Source organism: Yersinia sp. LJYL362, from assembly GCF_048323875.1.
This window is the reverse complement of sequence record NZ_JBLWEX010000286.1, coordinates 23625-36692: the sequence shown is the minus strand read 5'-3', so window position 1 is coordinate 36692 and position 13068 is coordinate 23625. Positions and strand designations below refer to the sequence as shown.

Below are 13068 nucleotides of genomic sequence, written 5' to 3'. Positions count from 1 at the left end.
AAGAGACGTTTAATCGCCTCCGGCTGATCCTGCTACTGGTATTGGGGTTTGCAGAACGCAATCCAGGGCTGACTCGCATTATGACCGGGCATGCATTGATGTTCGAGCAAGACCGCTTGCAAGGGCGAATTAACCAGTTGTTTGAGCGAATTGAAGTACAGCTACGTCAGGTTCTGCGCGAGAAAAAACTGCGAGAAGGGCAAGGTTTTATCCATGATGAAGCCTTACTGGCAACACAGTTACTGGCGTTTTGTGAAGGGATGCTCTCACGTTTTGTTCGTTCGGAATTCCGCTACCGGCCGACGCAAGAATTTGATGCTCGCTGGCCTCTGATTGTGGCTCAATTGCAATAAGCCGCAAAGTCGTTGTGATAGTCATATAAAAAGGGCCAAACGGCCCTTAAATATGATTAAAGTTACCGCAACATGTATTGCTTTTGACTTACTTGCGTTCAGAATCCAGTTTTTCACTGTGCTTGACGACATCCTGAGCCTTAGTATAGCTCTCTATAAGCAACTGATAGTTAGGGAAAATCCCCGTGTAAGCTTGCGCCCATTCAGCGGCATCTTTACGGTTCCAGGTTTTTTGCAGTTCAGCCGCCACCCCTGCAACATCAATCGGTACCACCCCCGCCTGCATTACACGCGCCAGTGTAATCTCTTCGGCCATTTTGGAGTAAGTTCCTGAAGCGTCAATCACAGCAAACACTTGGTAGCCATCAGCAACAGCCGCGATAGCAGGGAATGCCATACATACGCTAGTAATGGTGCCTGCGATGATAAGTTGTTTCTTGCCAGTTGCTTTTACAGCCGCAACGAAATCCGGATTATCCCAGGCGTTAATTTCTCCCTTACGCGCCACATATTGAGCATGCGGAGCATATTCATGGATCTCAGGAATCAATGGACCGTTGGGGCCTTGCGGCACAGAAGCGGTGGTTATCACCGGAATCTTGGCCAAGGTGGCGATTTTAGCCAAAGAAACGGCCAAACGGCGCAAGGTGGTAAAAGGCATATCATGTACTGTCTGGAACAAGCCACTTTGATGATCAATCAACAACATGGCCACATTGGTTGGGTCAATAATAGGTTTTTGGTTGTTAAAATTTGCAGGTGTACTCATGAGTACTATCTCCTTCCAAATGAGGATACCGAACCCTTGATCGCGCCATGAGTTGTGCACTGAGGGCCGCCAATGGGCTATTTATCCAAATGCCCATGTTGATATCGACGATCGCCATCGCGATCTCACCCTATATGTTCACGGTGGTATAGCCACCATTGATAGTTTTCATGGCTGCCACATGAATTTATAAGGTTGAAAAAGTATAGTTATAGAACCATGAGGTGAGTAGAAGCATTATTTGGGCTCACTGTCCTATATACTGGACAATAGTCGTAAGGATTTATTTCCATAAGCGCAAAACTACAAAAGGGCCAAATGGCCCTTTTTTGTATTCTTGGTTCAGCGAATCTTAAACGCCGTACTGTTCTCGGTAGTGGCGTACTGCTGTCAAATGATTGGCCATTTCTGGTTTCTCTTCCAGATAACTGATCACATCATTGAGCGTCACAATCGCAATAACTTTGCAGTGATAATCACGCTCCACTTCCTGAATCGCAGATATCTCACCACGGCCACGTTCCTGACGGTCTAATGAAATCATCACACCAGCCAATGTCGCGCCCTGCGCATTGATAATCTCCATTGATTCACGAATGGCAGTACCAGCAGTTATCACATCATCCACCAGCATAACTCGACCTTGTAACGGGCTCCCTACCAGACTACCGCCTTCACCGTGATCTTTTGCTTCTTTACGGTTGAAGCAATAAGGCACATCACAGTCATGGTGCTCAGCCAGTGCTACAGCAGTGGTCGTCGCAATAGGTATACCTTTATAGGCTGGCCCGAATAAAAGATCGAATTCTACGCCACAATCCATTAATGCCGCAGCATAAAAGCGCCCGAGTTTTGCCAGATCAAGCCCGGTATTAAACAATCCTGCATTAAAGAAATAGGGGCTAATCCGCCCAGACTTCAGGGTAAATTCGCCAAACTTCAACACCTGCTTGTTAAGCGCAAACTCGATAAACTCGCGCTGATAGGCTTTCATTGGTACTTCTCCTCTCCAGATTGTGACCGCTTTCGTTAATCACTGTATTTATTAATTTGGTACACCATAAACCTGATTCACGGCTTTTATCTGTGCATGAATTCTTGGTTAGCGGGTAAAAAAAAGGCGACTAATAAGTATCTTGACAACCCCAAGAATAGCAGGGGTTGTCATTATAAAACAATAGCTTATATTTTTTAAGTCGCACTAACCAGTTCTAATTAGTGCCAGTTAATGGACAATTATGGACACTTTATGGACATTCCCGCGATGGGATTATACGCCACTGCATCCTGTAAAAAGTCTGGCGCAAAGTGCGCATAGGTCATTGTTTGCTGTATCGTCGCATGCCCTAAAATACGTTGAAGCGTAATGATATTCCCTCCGTTCATCATAAAATGCGTTGCGAACGTATGCCGCAAAACATGTACCGCCTGACCCGGTGGTAAATCTGGCTTCACTTTTTTTAGTACATTACGGACGGTTGTATAGTTTGGGTAAAACAAAGCGCCGGTTTTTCCGCTGACTACGAGCGCCTTTAGCTCACTCGATATTGGAACGGTTCGCCGCTTACCATTTTTGGTTTTCATGAATGTTACCTTATCACCGATAATATGCTCACATTTAAGGTTCGCTATTTCACTCCACCGCCCACCGGTAGCAAGGCACAGCAAAACAGCCTTGTGATCATCCCCCGATAGTAGACTGATGAAACTTTCTATCTCTTCATCAGATAAAAAGGACATGTCCGTCTCACCTTCTCTGAATGGCTTCACTCCCTCAAATGGGTTTGGGCTGTGGTATTCATCGGCATTAATTAACTTGGTAAACATCCCCCTTAAAATGGCTTGGTGCCGATTAACACTTGACGGTTTCAGCCCTGCACTCAACATGCGCACGCGATAGTCTATAAACGACTTTCTGGTAAGTTGGTCGGCCCTAACAACATCCTGCTCACTGAGATTTTTAATGATCGCAGTCAGCCGTTCCTTTTCCTTCTCGCCTCGCACGTGACTCTGGCCGTGATACACCCACCACAACCCAAGTAATTCAGTGAGTTTTCTGCGGTCTGCTGGTTTTTCCAGCCAATCTTTATCATGGTAATTAACAAGAATATGACGCTCAAAAACTTGAGCCTCGCCTTTCGTGTTAAACCTACGCCGAATTCGCTTTCCCTCGGAACCCTGCGGCCTAATGTCCACTTCATAACGACCATCATCGAGCTTCTTAATCGACATAAGTAAGCCCTCCGACGTAGCTAACAGCCTGTAACCAAAGGTCGTCAGCGTATTCGTAATAAATATCTAACCAATTTTCGTTTCTGATGGGGGTAACGTTGTGGCTTCTGGCCCATCAAGAGAGAGGGCCGGTGCTATTTGCCCGGCTGCTGGATTGACTTCGTCAAACATAAACCAGTCTCTGTATTTTCTAAATTTGGATACTTTCAGCATTCTTATGATGGCGTCAGCTCCCGGCTTTGATCTTCCCTGCTCGTAGTGAATGAATGTTCCGTAAGGAATTCCTGTTAAATCAGACATTTCTTTTTGACTGAGCCTTTCGGACTCCCTAATCAGTTTTATTTTTTCACCTAATCCAATTGACATAGTGCGAACATCTCCATAGTATCTACTCCAATTGGAATAGAATATTGTGTTGTAACTGGTTTCAATTAGTTCTAACTCGATACCAAGTAGCAAGCTGGAGAATAGCAAATGTCTGACGAAGCTAAAACGATAGATGAAACTACCGAAGCGAAAACCAGAACTGGCAAGCCGGTGAAAGAAGAAATTCGCTTATCTGTTAACCCTTCTGACCTGTTATCAAAAGAGGGTTTCGCCCTTCATATCGGTAAGACTGTTGGTGCCGTAGTAGCAATGGCAAAGGCCGGAAAATTACCCGCTTTTTACATGGCTGACCCTCTTAAGCCTGGCGGCCAAGCGGAGTTATGGATCAACCGTAAGGAATGGGACGACCACGCGAAACAATTAGTAGATACCGCGCCCGCTGCATGGCATGGCTGGAAAGACCGCATTAACGTAAGCAAGCCAGGTAAAGGCCGCAAACACAAAGTAGAGGCGGCAGCATGATGAATCTTGCCATATCAGCCACCAAACGCCTGTTTGAAGAAACACTTAACCCAATTTGTGCAGTGGTAAAAGTCAGCGAACACACCAGCGTTTACCGTGGTTTTTCTATTACCCGATTAAAGCGCAACAAGATAACCACAATTACCCGTTACCACGTCAGCCAGGGCGATCACTCTTACGGCAAGTTTGATGCACAAGCGCAGGCAACGGATTACATCGACCGGCTGCACAAAATGAGGGGGTAAAACCCTCCCTCAAAATTATATTTGCGAAAGGGTTTTATTCTTATTAACCGAGCGAGGATTTAAACATGTCGAGACTTGTAAAAATAAAGAGCGGGGAATCTTCTCTTATTCTGGATGCTGACAGGGTTTCTTATGTACATGAAATTACCGGCGGCAGAGAAATAATTTACATTGATGGCTCATCGGCTCGGACACCGGCAAGCCTTGACGATATTGCAGCCGCTCTTATTCCAGTAACGGAATTACAGCAAAATGCCGTTAGCGACGCGGCTCTGTTTAATCCCAGATGCAGAAATCTTGCCGCCAAGTCAGCGCACCCAACACAATCAGCCACCCACTCAATGGATTTGGTTAAGTTCAAGCAGGCACTAGGGTTGGATATCGAAAGCGCTTTGGACGATAGCGGTAAGATTAAGTCCAGAACAAGAATATATCTGTCAACCGTAATAGCCTCAGCCTTTGCGGCCGGATTAAAAGAGTTGGATATAACCACCTTGCCCGCAGAAGACCTAGACGATATTTGCTCGATAGCAATAAAAATTCATATGAGACCGCATTATTAATTTCACATTGTCATTAATTAATAATGCGGCGGCACTCAATTAAAAAATGCCGGAATCAAAGTTGCTAATTACGCGGGTGAATTTTTCTTTCAGGGCTTCACCAATACGAGCGTGCAGGTCTTCCAGTTCTTCCTTGTCTGGGCTGTTCAGGATAGGGGTGTTAATTGAGTTGAGCGTGGTAAGTACCGCCTCCATCTGGGCGCGAAGGTTTGCTGATGTTGTCATGGTTTTTTCCTTTGTGGTGGGTTGGTTTTGTGCCGAGGTTCCTTTCCACAGTAGTAACCGGCACAAAAACAGTACCACAAAAACCACGCGCCGGGCGTGATGCAGTACCCCGGCATTTATTCAATCACTGGGGAGTAATTACATTATGAAATCACCTTGCCTACAGATAGCTAACGCCATACTGCAAACGCACAGAGCTGATATGGCTGAGTCATTCAGTCGGTCAGTAGAAAAAAATGGCTTGTTTGCATACAGATCAGACCTTAACCGCCGTGAGAAAAAAACCATCACCAGCAATACCCTTGCAGGTTTAAGCATGATTACCGCCATAGCGTGGCAATTGCGTGAAAACGAATTAGCTACATTCCACCAACTGAATACGGCCACACAGCAATTCCGTGAGTCAGGTGTCCTTCCGCCTCCGTTTAATGAAGAGGTGCCGACATGCCAGGGCAACTAATTGAATTGACCGGCGGAGCATTATCCGCTCTGGCTCTTCTGGTTTGGATTGCCTTTTTATCTGCCCGCGCCGCAATCCGAGATCACCGCCGCCGTACCAGCGCAAAAAAAGAAAAAGAACGCCAGATGTTTCTGGATCGTAAAGCCGAAGTAGAACGCAAAGCGCGCCAGCAACTTTAAGGAAAAAGGGATGAAACAAGCATATTCCACATTGATTAACGACCTGTTGCAGCAATACCACTTCAAGGCCGAAAACTTGCGCATCGCATCCGCTGTTGCCGACGAGGTGCGAACGTTTTCGCTAAATGATTATGCCTTTCGCTTAAGTGTTGGTCTGGAAGGTCTGTTAAGTGCCGCGCAAGCATCTGGGGATCAAGATAGCGCTCAGGAATTAGAGTTACTGGTTACTCAGTGCAACGGTGGGTTTATTCCTAAGCCACTTTGTTCACTGGGTGAAATTGCAGCGTAAATAACCATAGGTTTATTGCATGGAAACTACATTCACAAAAATAGTAACAGCCGAGGGAGCAAGTATATTTTTTGATGCTCGCCGAATCGAAGCGATTAAAGTGCTTGAGAATGAATCAAGAACAAACATTATCATTATGAAAGATGGCTCTTGGTTCAATGTCGATACCAATACGGCTAACGGGCTTGTTGATTTGTTGAAGAATATCCACCAACGCGCAATCGATGTGAATCAATCAATTGTTGTAAAACGCTCGCCGCTTAAGCAAGAGTTTACTCATGCGCCGGTGGAGGTTCCCGGAAACCCTTATGTATATGCTGCAAATTTAGATGATGAATCACTAGCCAAATGGTTGGGTCATTTATCTAATTTAATTTTAGCTAAAAATGATATTTCAAAAAGGATTGAATCAGATAAGGAGGACGGGCAAGCAAGGATAAAAAGACTCACTAATATTGATGCTGAGCTTCTTTATTCAATTCGTAGATAGTTTTTAAATTAGCCCTGAGTAATCAGGAAATAAATAAAGCCAAAGAGGAATGAATAATGCCATTTAAATTCGCATTGAAACAAAGTGTTGTTATTGCCGTTAGCGGTGAGGTTGGTCAGGTTATTTCTCGTTCAGATGCCGTTAATACAGAAGCTAGCTATTTCGTTAGCTATAAAGCCGCTAATGGATGCTCAGACAAAAAGTGGTTTGATTCACATGAATTGACTGAAGTGCCGGCACAATAACGTTAATTGGTCGGAGGGTTGCAGGACTCCGGCCCTTATCAGAAAGCGCATCCGCTTTAGTGTGTGCTTTTTGATAAGTCACTGTCATGCCGAGAGGTGAATAGTGGAGCAAATAAAATCGGACGAATCACCACTTTCAATGCAGGAATGGAATCAGAAAGTAGGTTTACGGCATTTAGATCGAATAAAGGAACTGTTTAAAAAGGATCCAGATGAAGAGTTTGAACGGCGTTTGGAATCATTAAGCAGGGGAAAGACAAAAGGTATTATTTATTATGCGGCTGGGATAAAGAAAGACAGCCATGACAAAAAGTTTAGAGAACTGGAGTGTCACGAAAGAAAAGCAGTACGTAAAGCGGCGTTGGATTTATGGGTTGATTTAAATTCAATACCAAAAGACTTGCTATAAAGAAATAAAGTTTCAACTGGTTATTAAACATGACGCATTTACCGCGTCGGAATTCCTATTATCTAAAATAAGGCCAAATCTATGTCTACCAATATCAATACTATTAATGCAATTAAAGGGCTGACTTGTGCTATTGAACATCTTAAACACTTTGAGCTAGTTTTAAATGTTACTACACAGCACCCCATTCAGCATTTAACGAATGCCGCAACTGAAATCGAGCGCCTTAATAGTGAAAATATTAAATTGCAGAGTGAAATAGAAAAGTTAAAAGAAAACACTATCACCGCCATGCAAGCCCAAACTAACAGCTACCGCGAACGCTGGTATGCAATTATTGACGCCATCACCGCTACGGATGCCGGGCGCGTCCTTCTTCGCTGTGGTATGGATATTGACATTGTTACCGACAAAGCCGTCGCCGTCATAAATAAAACCGAAGCCGACCGAAAAGAAGCCCAACGCACAGCGGAAGCATTTCAAAAGACAAGATTAACAGTAGAGCCTACAAGCGATCTATTCGATGCCTATGCCCATGCCTATTTTTCCAGTTACGCCCCCGCTCATGGCATTTTAAATGGACTTACCGTCCGTCGCCCTGGGAACGCTACTTACGCGCAATATATGACAATCTCATCTGAAATAATTAATGAGGCTAACCGCGCCTCAGAAGTACACCCCAAATGGCCGACTGATGCAGTTCACGCCGTCTCTATTCTCACAGAAGAATCCGGCGAGTTAATGAAGGCGGCTATTGAATACCACTATAACAATGGCGACATAGAAGCTGTTCGTGAGGAAGCTGTCCAAACAGGCGCAATGGCTTTACGTGTTTTGATGCATATCGATAAATACAAACGTCCATCTGACGAAAAATAAGCCCGTACCCCTGTCACATTGTGCCGGGGGTGATTTATTTATGGAGATTAATATGCCATCGACATTTGAATTACAAGTCGCCAGGAATCAGGGCGCATTAGAAATAATTGAGAAGATTCGTTCTGTCGTATTTGCACAAGCTTACATCATTGGTGTTTTTGAAGGAAAAGAAAGCGCCGACTTATATATAGGTTTGTTTGACAAAGTATTGAACCCTTTGAAAGAAAGCGTTGAAAAATCAGGCGGCGCAATATGAAACGTATTTTCTCCCCGCTGAAATGGGCCGGTTCTAAAGGCCGCATCATGCCAATATTGCGCCAGCATCTACCAGCCGGAAAGCGCCTAGTTGAGCCGTTCGCCGGTTCCTGCTCCGTCATGCTGAATACCGATTATGACGAATATTTAATTGCTGATATCAACGGGGATTTAATTAATTTCTATCAGCAATTACAAAAAGATTGCGAAACCGTCATTGTTCTTGCAGAGGAGCTTTTCAGGCTGGATAACAACGAAACCGATTATTATTTAAATCGTCAAAATTTCAATGAGCGTGAATTCAGTGACGAATTCAATGCCGCAATGTTTTTGTATTTAAACCGCCATTGCCACGGCGGTATTTGCCGCTATAACCAAAAAGGTGAATTCAACGTTCCTTACGGAAGATATAAAGCGCCGTATTTCCCCAAAACTGAGATCCGCCATTTCGCTGAGAAAGCCCAAAAGGCCACGTTTGTGTGCTGCGACTTTTCCGAAGCACTAACAATGACGACTCCGGGCGACGTGGTTTATTGCGATCCGCCTTATATCCCTACATCCATGACCGCCGATTTTACTCATTACCACACCAGCGGCTTTAGTCTGAGTGAGCAATTTTGGCTCTCTGAAATACTCACGATAACAGCAGGTCAGGGTTGCCACGTTATTGCATCGAACAGCGATACCCCGCACGGCCGCTATCTTTACGAAAGTTTTGATATTCACAGCATTACCGCCCCACGCTCTGCCAGTTGCAAAGCCGATGGACGCAATGCAGTGACTGAGATTATCGCGGTTATGCCCCCTCGTTTGTGGGCTGGATTTGATCTCGCTAACGGGCCAGATTCAACAGTGATGTTTGAAATAACAGACTCCCATAACGTTGAGGGTTTGATATGAAATTACTCTCATATCCACATGGGTTAGTACCTATTGATGAGCGAATCTTTGCCAGTGATGCAATCAGCATTATTAGCATGTCCGGTGGTAAGGATTCGCTGGCTCAATCGCTTTTAGCTCATGAGGCCGGTGTAAATCACATCCGGGTGTTTGCTGATACAGGGCACGAGCACCCGCAAACCATGGAATATTTGGATTATCTGGAAAGCCGACTAGGCGCAATTATCCGAGTTAAAGCGGACTTTGTGCGTCAGATTAACGGTAAGCGTGATTTCATAGCGCGGGTGTGGCCGACTACTTTAGTCACCGAATGCGGCCTAACGCCTGATCAGGCAGCGGAACGGGTCGCCGAAGCACTTGAGGTTTTACACCCTACCGGCAACCCTTTTCTAGATCTCTGTATGTGGAAAGGCCGCTTTCCATCCACCAAGGCGCGCTTTTGTACATTCGAGCTGAAACATGCGCCAATCCGTGACCAAATTGTCATTCCCATGCTGGAAGAATATGACGAAGTAATCAGTTGGCAAGGTGTGCGCGCGCAAGAGTCGCCTGATCGTGCCTTGCTGCCTGAATGGGAAACTGATGCAGATAACACACCCGGCTTGAATGTTTACCGCCCGATCCTTGATTGGAAACATGAAGATGTTTTTGCGCTAGCTAAATATCATGGAATTAATCCCAACCCTTTGTATCAGCAAGGGTGCAGCCGTGTGGGTTGCATGCCTTGCATCCATGCCAGAAAATCCGAGTTAGCAGAGATATTCAGCCGGTGGCCGGAAGAAATCGCGCGCGTAGCCCGCTGGGAAAGGCTGGTTGCATCATGCTCGCGCCGTGGAAACTCAACCTTTTTCCCATCGACTCAGGATCCTCGCAAATCTGAACGCCGGATTGAATGTATTTCTGTTGAATCACACGGCATTGAGACTTATCGAGATTGGGCGCTAACCACGCGCGGCGGTAGTCAGTTTGATTTACTGGCATCAGCAAATGACCACGCCGTCTGTAATTCTGTTTATGCCGGTGTATGCGAATGACCGAGCATTCAAACAGCCGCATAGCTCCAGCACCGCTATTACCTTCTCAGGATGGCGGCGATTTACCCGTTGCAACAGCTTATTGGTGGAACACCAGACACATACCCGCTATCGGTGGTTATGAGTTTTTAGCACCCGTCGCCGTTGTGCGGAAGCTAAAATCTCATCCGCTGGTTGTACGCTATGTAAAACGCCTAAACGCACTGGGCTACACCGAACTACGAGAACCAAATAAAGCCTTACTTAATATGCGCAAGGAACGCGCCGAGCTTGAGCGCCAAGTTTATTTGCGTGAGAAACAGCAATGGGCGGATTCACCGCAAGGTGTCGAGGCCCGCATTGATCAGCAGCCTATTTTTATTAAGTCACACTTTCAAAATAAAATTAGATGGTTACGTGAAAACCATGGCGATAAACATACCAATGCATTCTTAACCGGCACCGGCAAGAATGCATTGTTACGTCTGGATGCTGTGCGCGAATATCAGGGAGTGAGCAAGGGCCATATTTCTGAATTAGTGGCTTATTTTCAGGGTATCTATAGCCATCTTGCCGAGCTGAGCAAACGCAGGGTTAAGTCGCTGGCGAATGATGTCGCTGGCCGTATTAATGAAATATTCTGCACCGAGGTATCAACACCTACCGAAGAAACCCGCACCTTATCTGATGCCGAGTTATTGACCATTTATCGCAATATTGCGCTTGAAGTGTGGTCATTGCGCGTCAGGCCGTCGCACTGGCGTGAATTGGGGCCGAAGCCAGGCCAGCAGGATGAGCCAGTAGATCGCACCACCTTTTATTCCGCCATTGCCAGATTGATTAATCCAGATTGGTGGGAGCGTAAATTGTGGCGGTTGCGTAATGACTGGCGAGAAAGCCAGTTACGCGCAGCAGGCTTGATCCATAAACGCGCCGCACCCTATGTCAGTAAAGAGGCATTGGCTGACTGGATAGAGCAAAAGCGCCGCAACCGTGAATTCTTTAAACGGCATGAATTAGTTGACGATGAGGGCAACACTGTTTCTTTAGAGGCAATGGTGGATGCCAGTATCAGCAATCCAACTATTCGCCGCCATGAGTTAATGGCGCGCATGAAAGGGATCGAACTGGTCGCACAGTCGCGTGAGGATGTGGGGGTGTTCTACACCATCACTTGCCCATCCAAATATCACGCCAACAACCAAAGCGGCCACGCTAACCCAAAATGGAACCACACCACGCCACCACAGGCGCAAGCCTATCTGACAAAGCTATGGGCCAACATTGGATCCAAGCTGGGCCGTGAAAACCTGCGCGTTTATGGTTTTCGTGTTGCCGAGCCACATCATGACGGCACGCCGCACTGGCACTTACTGTTGTTCATGAAACCACAAGAACGCCACGCTATTACTGAGATTATGCGCGCTTACGCTGTAAAAGAGGATCGTGCCGAATTGGGTAAGCGCACCAGCGCCCGGTTTACCGCCAAGCGGCTGGATCCGAAGAAAGGCAGCGCTACCGCCTATATTGCTAAATACATCAGTAAAAATATTGATGGTTACGCACTGGATGGCGAGCTAGACAATGAAACCGGCAAGCCGATGAAAGAAACGGCCCGCTTTGCTATGGCCTGGGCATCACGCCACCGCATCCGCCAATACCAGCCAATAGGCACCCCGCCGGTGACTGTCTGGCGAGAGCTGCGCAAGCTAAGTAATCAACTTATTACTACCCTCAAGATTTCCGGCACCTATCAGCGTGGCAAGCCGCTATTGCGTGATCCCGCAATGGATGCAGTCACCGCCGCCGCCGATGTTGGCTGCTTTGCTACATACATCATGAAACAAGGCGGCGTACTTATTCCGCGCGAACATTACACCGTGCGCATTGCCTATCAGGACAACGAGCAGCCCAACGCCTACGGCGAAACCACCGAGAAGATTTTCGGCATCTATTCCCCGCTTTTGGGCGAGGCGTCGCGCATCTGTACTCGCTTAAAAAGCTGGAAAATTGTTGCACGCCAAAAGGTGAAACCCGCCGTTGCCGTGGGGGTTGATGTTTTTCAGGACGGCCCCGCCGTCCCTTGGAGTTCTGTCAATAACTCTCCGCGAGAGCAAAAAATAAGCGAACCGGATGAGGCTATAGACAGAACATTAGAAGAAAAAATAATCGATTTCACTGCGATCACCGATGCAGAACGCCGGGCCTTACTCCGAAGGGTGAAAAATGAGCGGCCGATAGTCATTAAAACCAACTCATTGACGCCAGCCGAGGAATTATCACGCCAGGCATCAGCCGACAAAGCCGCCCAGCGGCAAGAAAAAGCCGCACGTCTGGCACCAGTGGCAACAAAAATCCGTGATTTTGCACAATCAATCGGGCTTTCCATCAGCGAACAGCAGGCGCAATCACTCGCTTGCGGCGCAACGTTGACCACCGACGGCCAAAACTCGCAGGCGAGAGAGGATGGTTGTTTGTATCAATGCCAGCCAACCACAACCCAAAGAATTGATAAGTTATGGACACATTTACATAATGCTCATGGGGTGCAGTCTGGTGAAATTAGACGTGACCCTATCGGTCATTACTCTGAATTTTTAAAATCTGTAAACCCTGACGCATGGTTACAACTCTTTGGGAAAAAATGACGGGGCTAGCAATATGAATGACTATAAAGACAGGTCTGATGAAGAAACAAACCACTATATATCCA

General features: G+C 46.3%; 20 protein-coding genes. 15 read left to right on the top strand and 5 right to left on the bottom strand.

What is annotated here, in order from left to right:
• Positions 1–353 (top strand): nucleoid occlusion factor SlmA (slmA, locus tag ACNSO8_RS19515; RefSeq protein WP_418395603.1); only part of this gene is annotated, 353 nt, incomplete at its 5' end.
• Between the two features lie 88 nt (positions 354–441).
• Here the strand turns inward: slmA and ACNSO8_RS19510 are convergent.
• The 4 genes from ACNSO8_RS19510 to ACNSO8_RS19495 all read right to left on the bottom strand — a co-directional run bounded on the left by ACNSO8_RS19510 (position 442) and on the right by ACNSO8_RS19495 (position 3720).
• Positions 442–1122, bottom strand: a complete 681-nt coding sequence (locus tag ACNSO8_RS19510; RefSeq protein WP_418395602.1) for an isochorismatase family protein — start codon at positions 1120–1122, stop codon at positions 442–444.
• 352 nt (positions 1123–1474) lie between these two features.
• On the bottom strand, positions 1475–2116 hold the full coding sequence (gene pyrE, locus ACNSO8_RS19505) for an orotate phosphoribosyltransferase (protein WP_418395601.1): 642 nt from the start codon (positions 2114–2116) through the stop codon (positions 1475–1477).
• A gap of 242 nt (positions 2117–2358) precedes the next feature.
• The gene (locus tag ACNSO8_RS19500) at positions 2359–3354 is read right to left on the bottom strand and encodes a tyrosine-type recombinase/integrase (protein WP_418395600.1); all 996 of its coding nucleotides are present in this window, start codon (positions 3352–3354) and stop codon (positions 2359–2361) included.
• A 66-nt stretch (positions 3355–3420) separates the two neighbouring features.
• Positions 3421–3720: a helix-turn-helix domain-containing protein gene (locus tag ACNSO8_RS19495; RefSeq protein WP_418395599.1), complete on the bottom strand. Its 300-nt coding sequence runs from the start codon at positions 3718–3720 to the stop codon at positions 3421–3423.
• A gap of 108 nt (positions 3721–3828) precedes the next feature.
• Between ACNSO8_RS19495 and ACNSO8_RS19490 the strand changes: the two genes are divergently transcribed.
• The 3 genes from ACNSO8_RS19490 to ACNSO8_RS19480 all read left to right on the top strand — a co-directional run bounded on the left by ACNSO8_RS19490 (position 3829) and on the right by ACNSO8_RS19480 (position 5011).
• Positions 3829–4203, top strand: coding sequence for a Cox family DNA-binding protein (locus ACNSO8_RS19490; RefSeq protein ID WP_050149081.1), 375 nt, complete (start codon positions 3829–3831; stop codon positions 4201–4203).
• Complete coding sequence (locus ACNSO8_RS19485; protein WP_418395598.1) at positions 4200–4448, top strand: hypothetical protein; 249 nt, start codon at positions 4200–4202, stop codon at positions 4446–4448. The genes ACNSO8_RS19490 and ACNSO8_RS19485 overlap by 4 nt, the downstream gene beginning before the upstream one ends.
• 65 nt (positions 4449–4513) lie before the next feature.
• Complete coding sequence (locus ACNSO8_RS19480) at positions 4514–5011, top strand: hypothetical protein (RefSeq protein ID WP_418395597.1); 498 nt, start codon at positions 4514–4516, stop codon at positions 5009–5011.
• Between the two features lie 39 nt (positions 5012–5050).
• On the opposite strand, the gene ACNSO8_RS19475 is transcribed toward ACNSO8_RS19480, so the two are convergent.
• The gene (locus ACNSO8_RS19475; protein ID WP_418395596.1) at positions 5051–5236 is read right to left on the bottom strand and encodes a hypothetical protein; all 186 of its coding nucleotides are present in this window, start codon (positions 5234–5236) and stop codon (positions 5051–5053) included.
• Between the two features lie 145 nt (positions 5237–5381).
• On the opposite strand from ACNSO8_RS19475, the gene ACNSO8_RS19470 reads away from it, so the two are divergent.
• The 11 genes from ACNSO8_RS19470 (at position 5382) to ACNSO8_RS19420 (ending at position 13003) form a co-directional block, all read left to right on the top strand.
• Complete coding sequence (locus tag ACNSO8_RS19470) at positions 5382–5696, top strand: hypothetical protein (protein ID WP_418395595.1); 315 nt, start codon at positions 5382–5384, stop codon at positions 5694–5696.
• Complete coding sequence (locus ACNSO8_RS19465; protein WP_418395594.1) at positions 5681–5875, top strand: hypothetical protein; 195 nt, start codon at positions 5681–5683, stop codon at positions 5873–5875. The genes ACNSO8_RS19470 and ACNSO8_RS19465 overlap by 16 nt, the downstream gene beginning before the upstream one ends.
• Positions 5876–5885: 10 nt before the next feature.
• Positions 5886–6164 (top strand): hypothetical protein, encoded by a 279-nt coding sequence (locus tag ACNSO8_RS19460; RefSeq protein ID WP_392432796.1) that lies wholly within the window; start codon positions 5886–5888, stop codon positions 6162–6164.
• Positions 6165–6183: 19 nt separating this feature from the next.
• Positions 6184–6654, top strand: coding sequence for a hypothetical protein (locus tag ACNSO8_RS19455; protein WP_418395593.1), 471 nt, complete (start codon positions 6184–6186; stop codon positions 6652–6654).
• A 56-nt stretch (positions 6655–6710) separates the two neighbouring features.
• The gene (locus ACNSO8_RS19450) at positions 6711–6899 is read left to right on the top strand and encodes a hypothetical protein (protein WP_226723065.1); all 189 of its coding nucleotides are present in this window, start codon (positions 6711–6713) and stop codon (positions 6897–6899) included.
• 103 nt (positions 6900–7002) lie between these two features.
• Positions 7003–7308 (top strand): hypothetical protein, encoded by a 306-nt coding sequence (locus ACNSO8_RS19445; protein WP_418395592.1) that lies wholly within the window; start codon positions 7003–7005, stop codon positions 7306–7308.
• A gap of 81 nt (positions 7309–7389) precedes the next feature.
• A complete protein-coding gene (locus ACNSO8_RS19440; protein ID WP_418395591.1) occupies positions 7390–8187 on the top strand; it encodes a hypothetical protein in 798 nt (265 codons plus the stop codon).
• A 52-nt stretch (positions 8188–8239) separates the two neighbouring features.
• Positions 8240–8443: a hypothetical protein gene (locus ACNSO8_RS19435; protein WP_418395590.1), complete on the top strand. Its 204-nt coding sequence runs from the start codon at positions 8240–8242 to the stop codon at positions 8441–8443.
• Entirely contained in the window at positions 8440–9342 is a 903-nt protein-coding gene (locus ACNSO8_RS19430; protein ID WP_418395589.1) for a DNA adenine methylase, read from the top strand. The genes ACNSO8_RS19435 and ACNSO8_RS19430 overlap by 4 nt, the downstream gene beginning before the upstream one ends.
• Positions 9339–10376 carry a phosphoadenosine phosphosulfate reductase family protein gene (locus tag ACNSO8_RS19425; protein WP_418395588.1) on the top strand — a complete coding sequence of 346 codons (1038 nt, stop codon included), beginning with the start codon at positions 9339–9341 and terminating at the stop codon, positions 10374–10376. The genes ACNSO8_RS19430 and ACNSO8_RS19425 overlap by 4 nt, the downstream gene beginning before the upstream one ends.
• On the top strand, positions 10373–13003 hold the full coding sequence (locus tag ACNSO8_RS19420) for a replication endonuclease (protein WP_418395587.1): 2631 nt from the start codon (positions 10373–10375) through the stop codon (positions 13001–13003). Before ACNSO8_RS19425 ends, ACNSO8_RS19420 begins: the two co-directional genes overlap by 4 nt.
• The last annotated feature ends 65 nt before the right edge of the window (positions 13004–13068 follow it).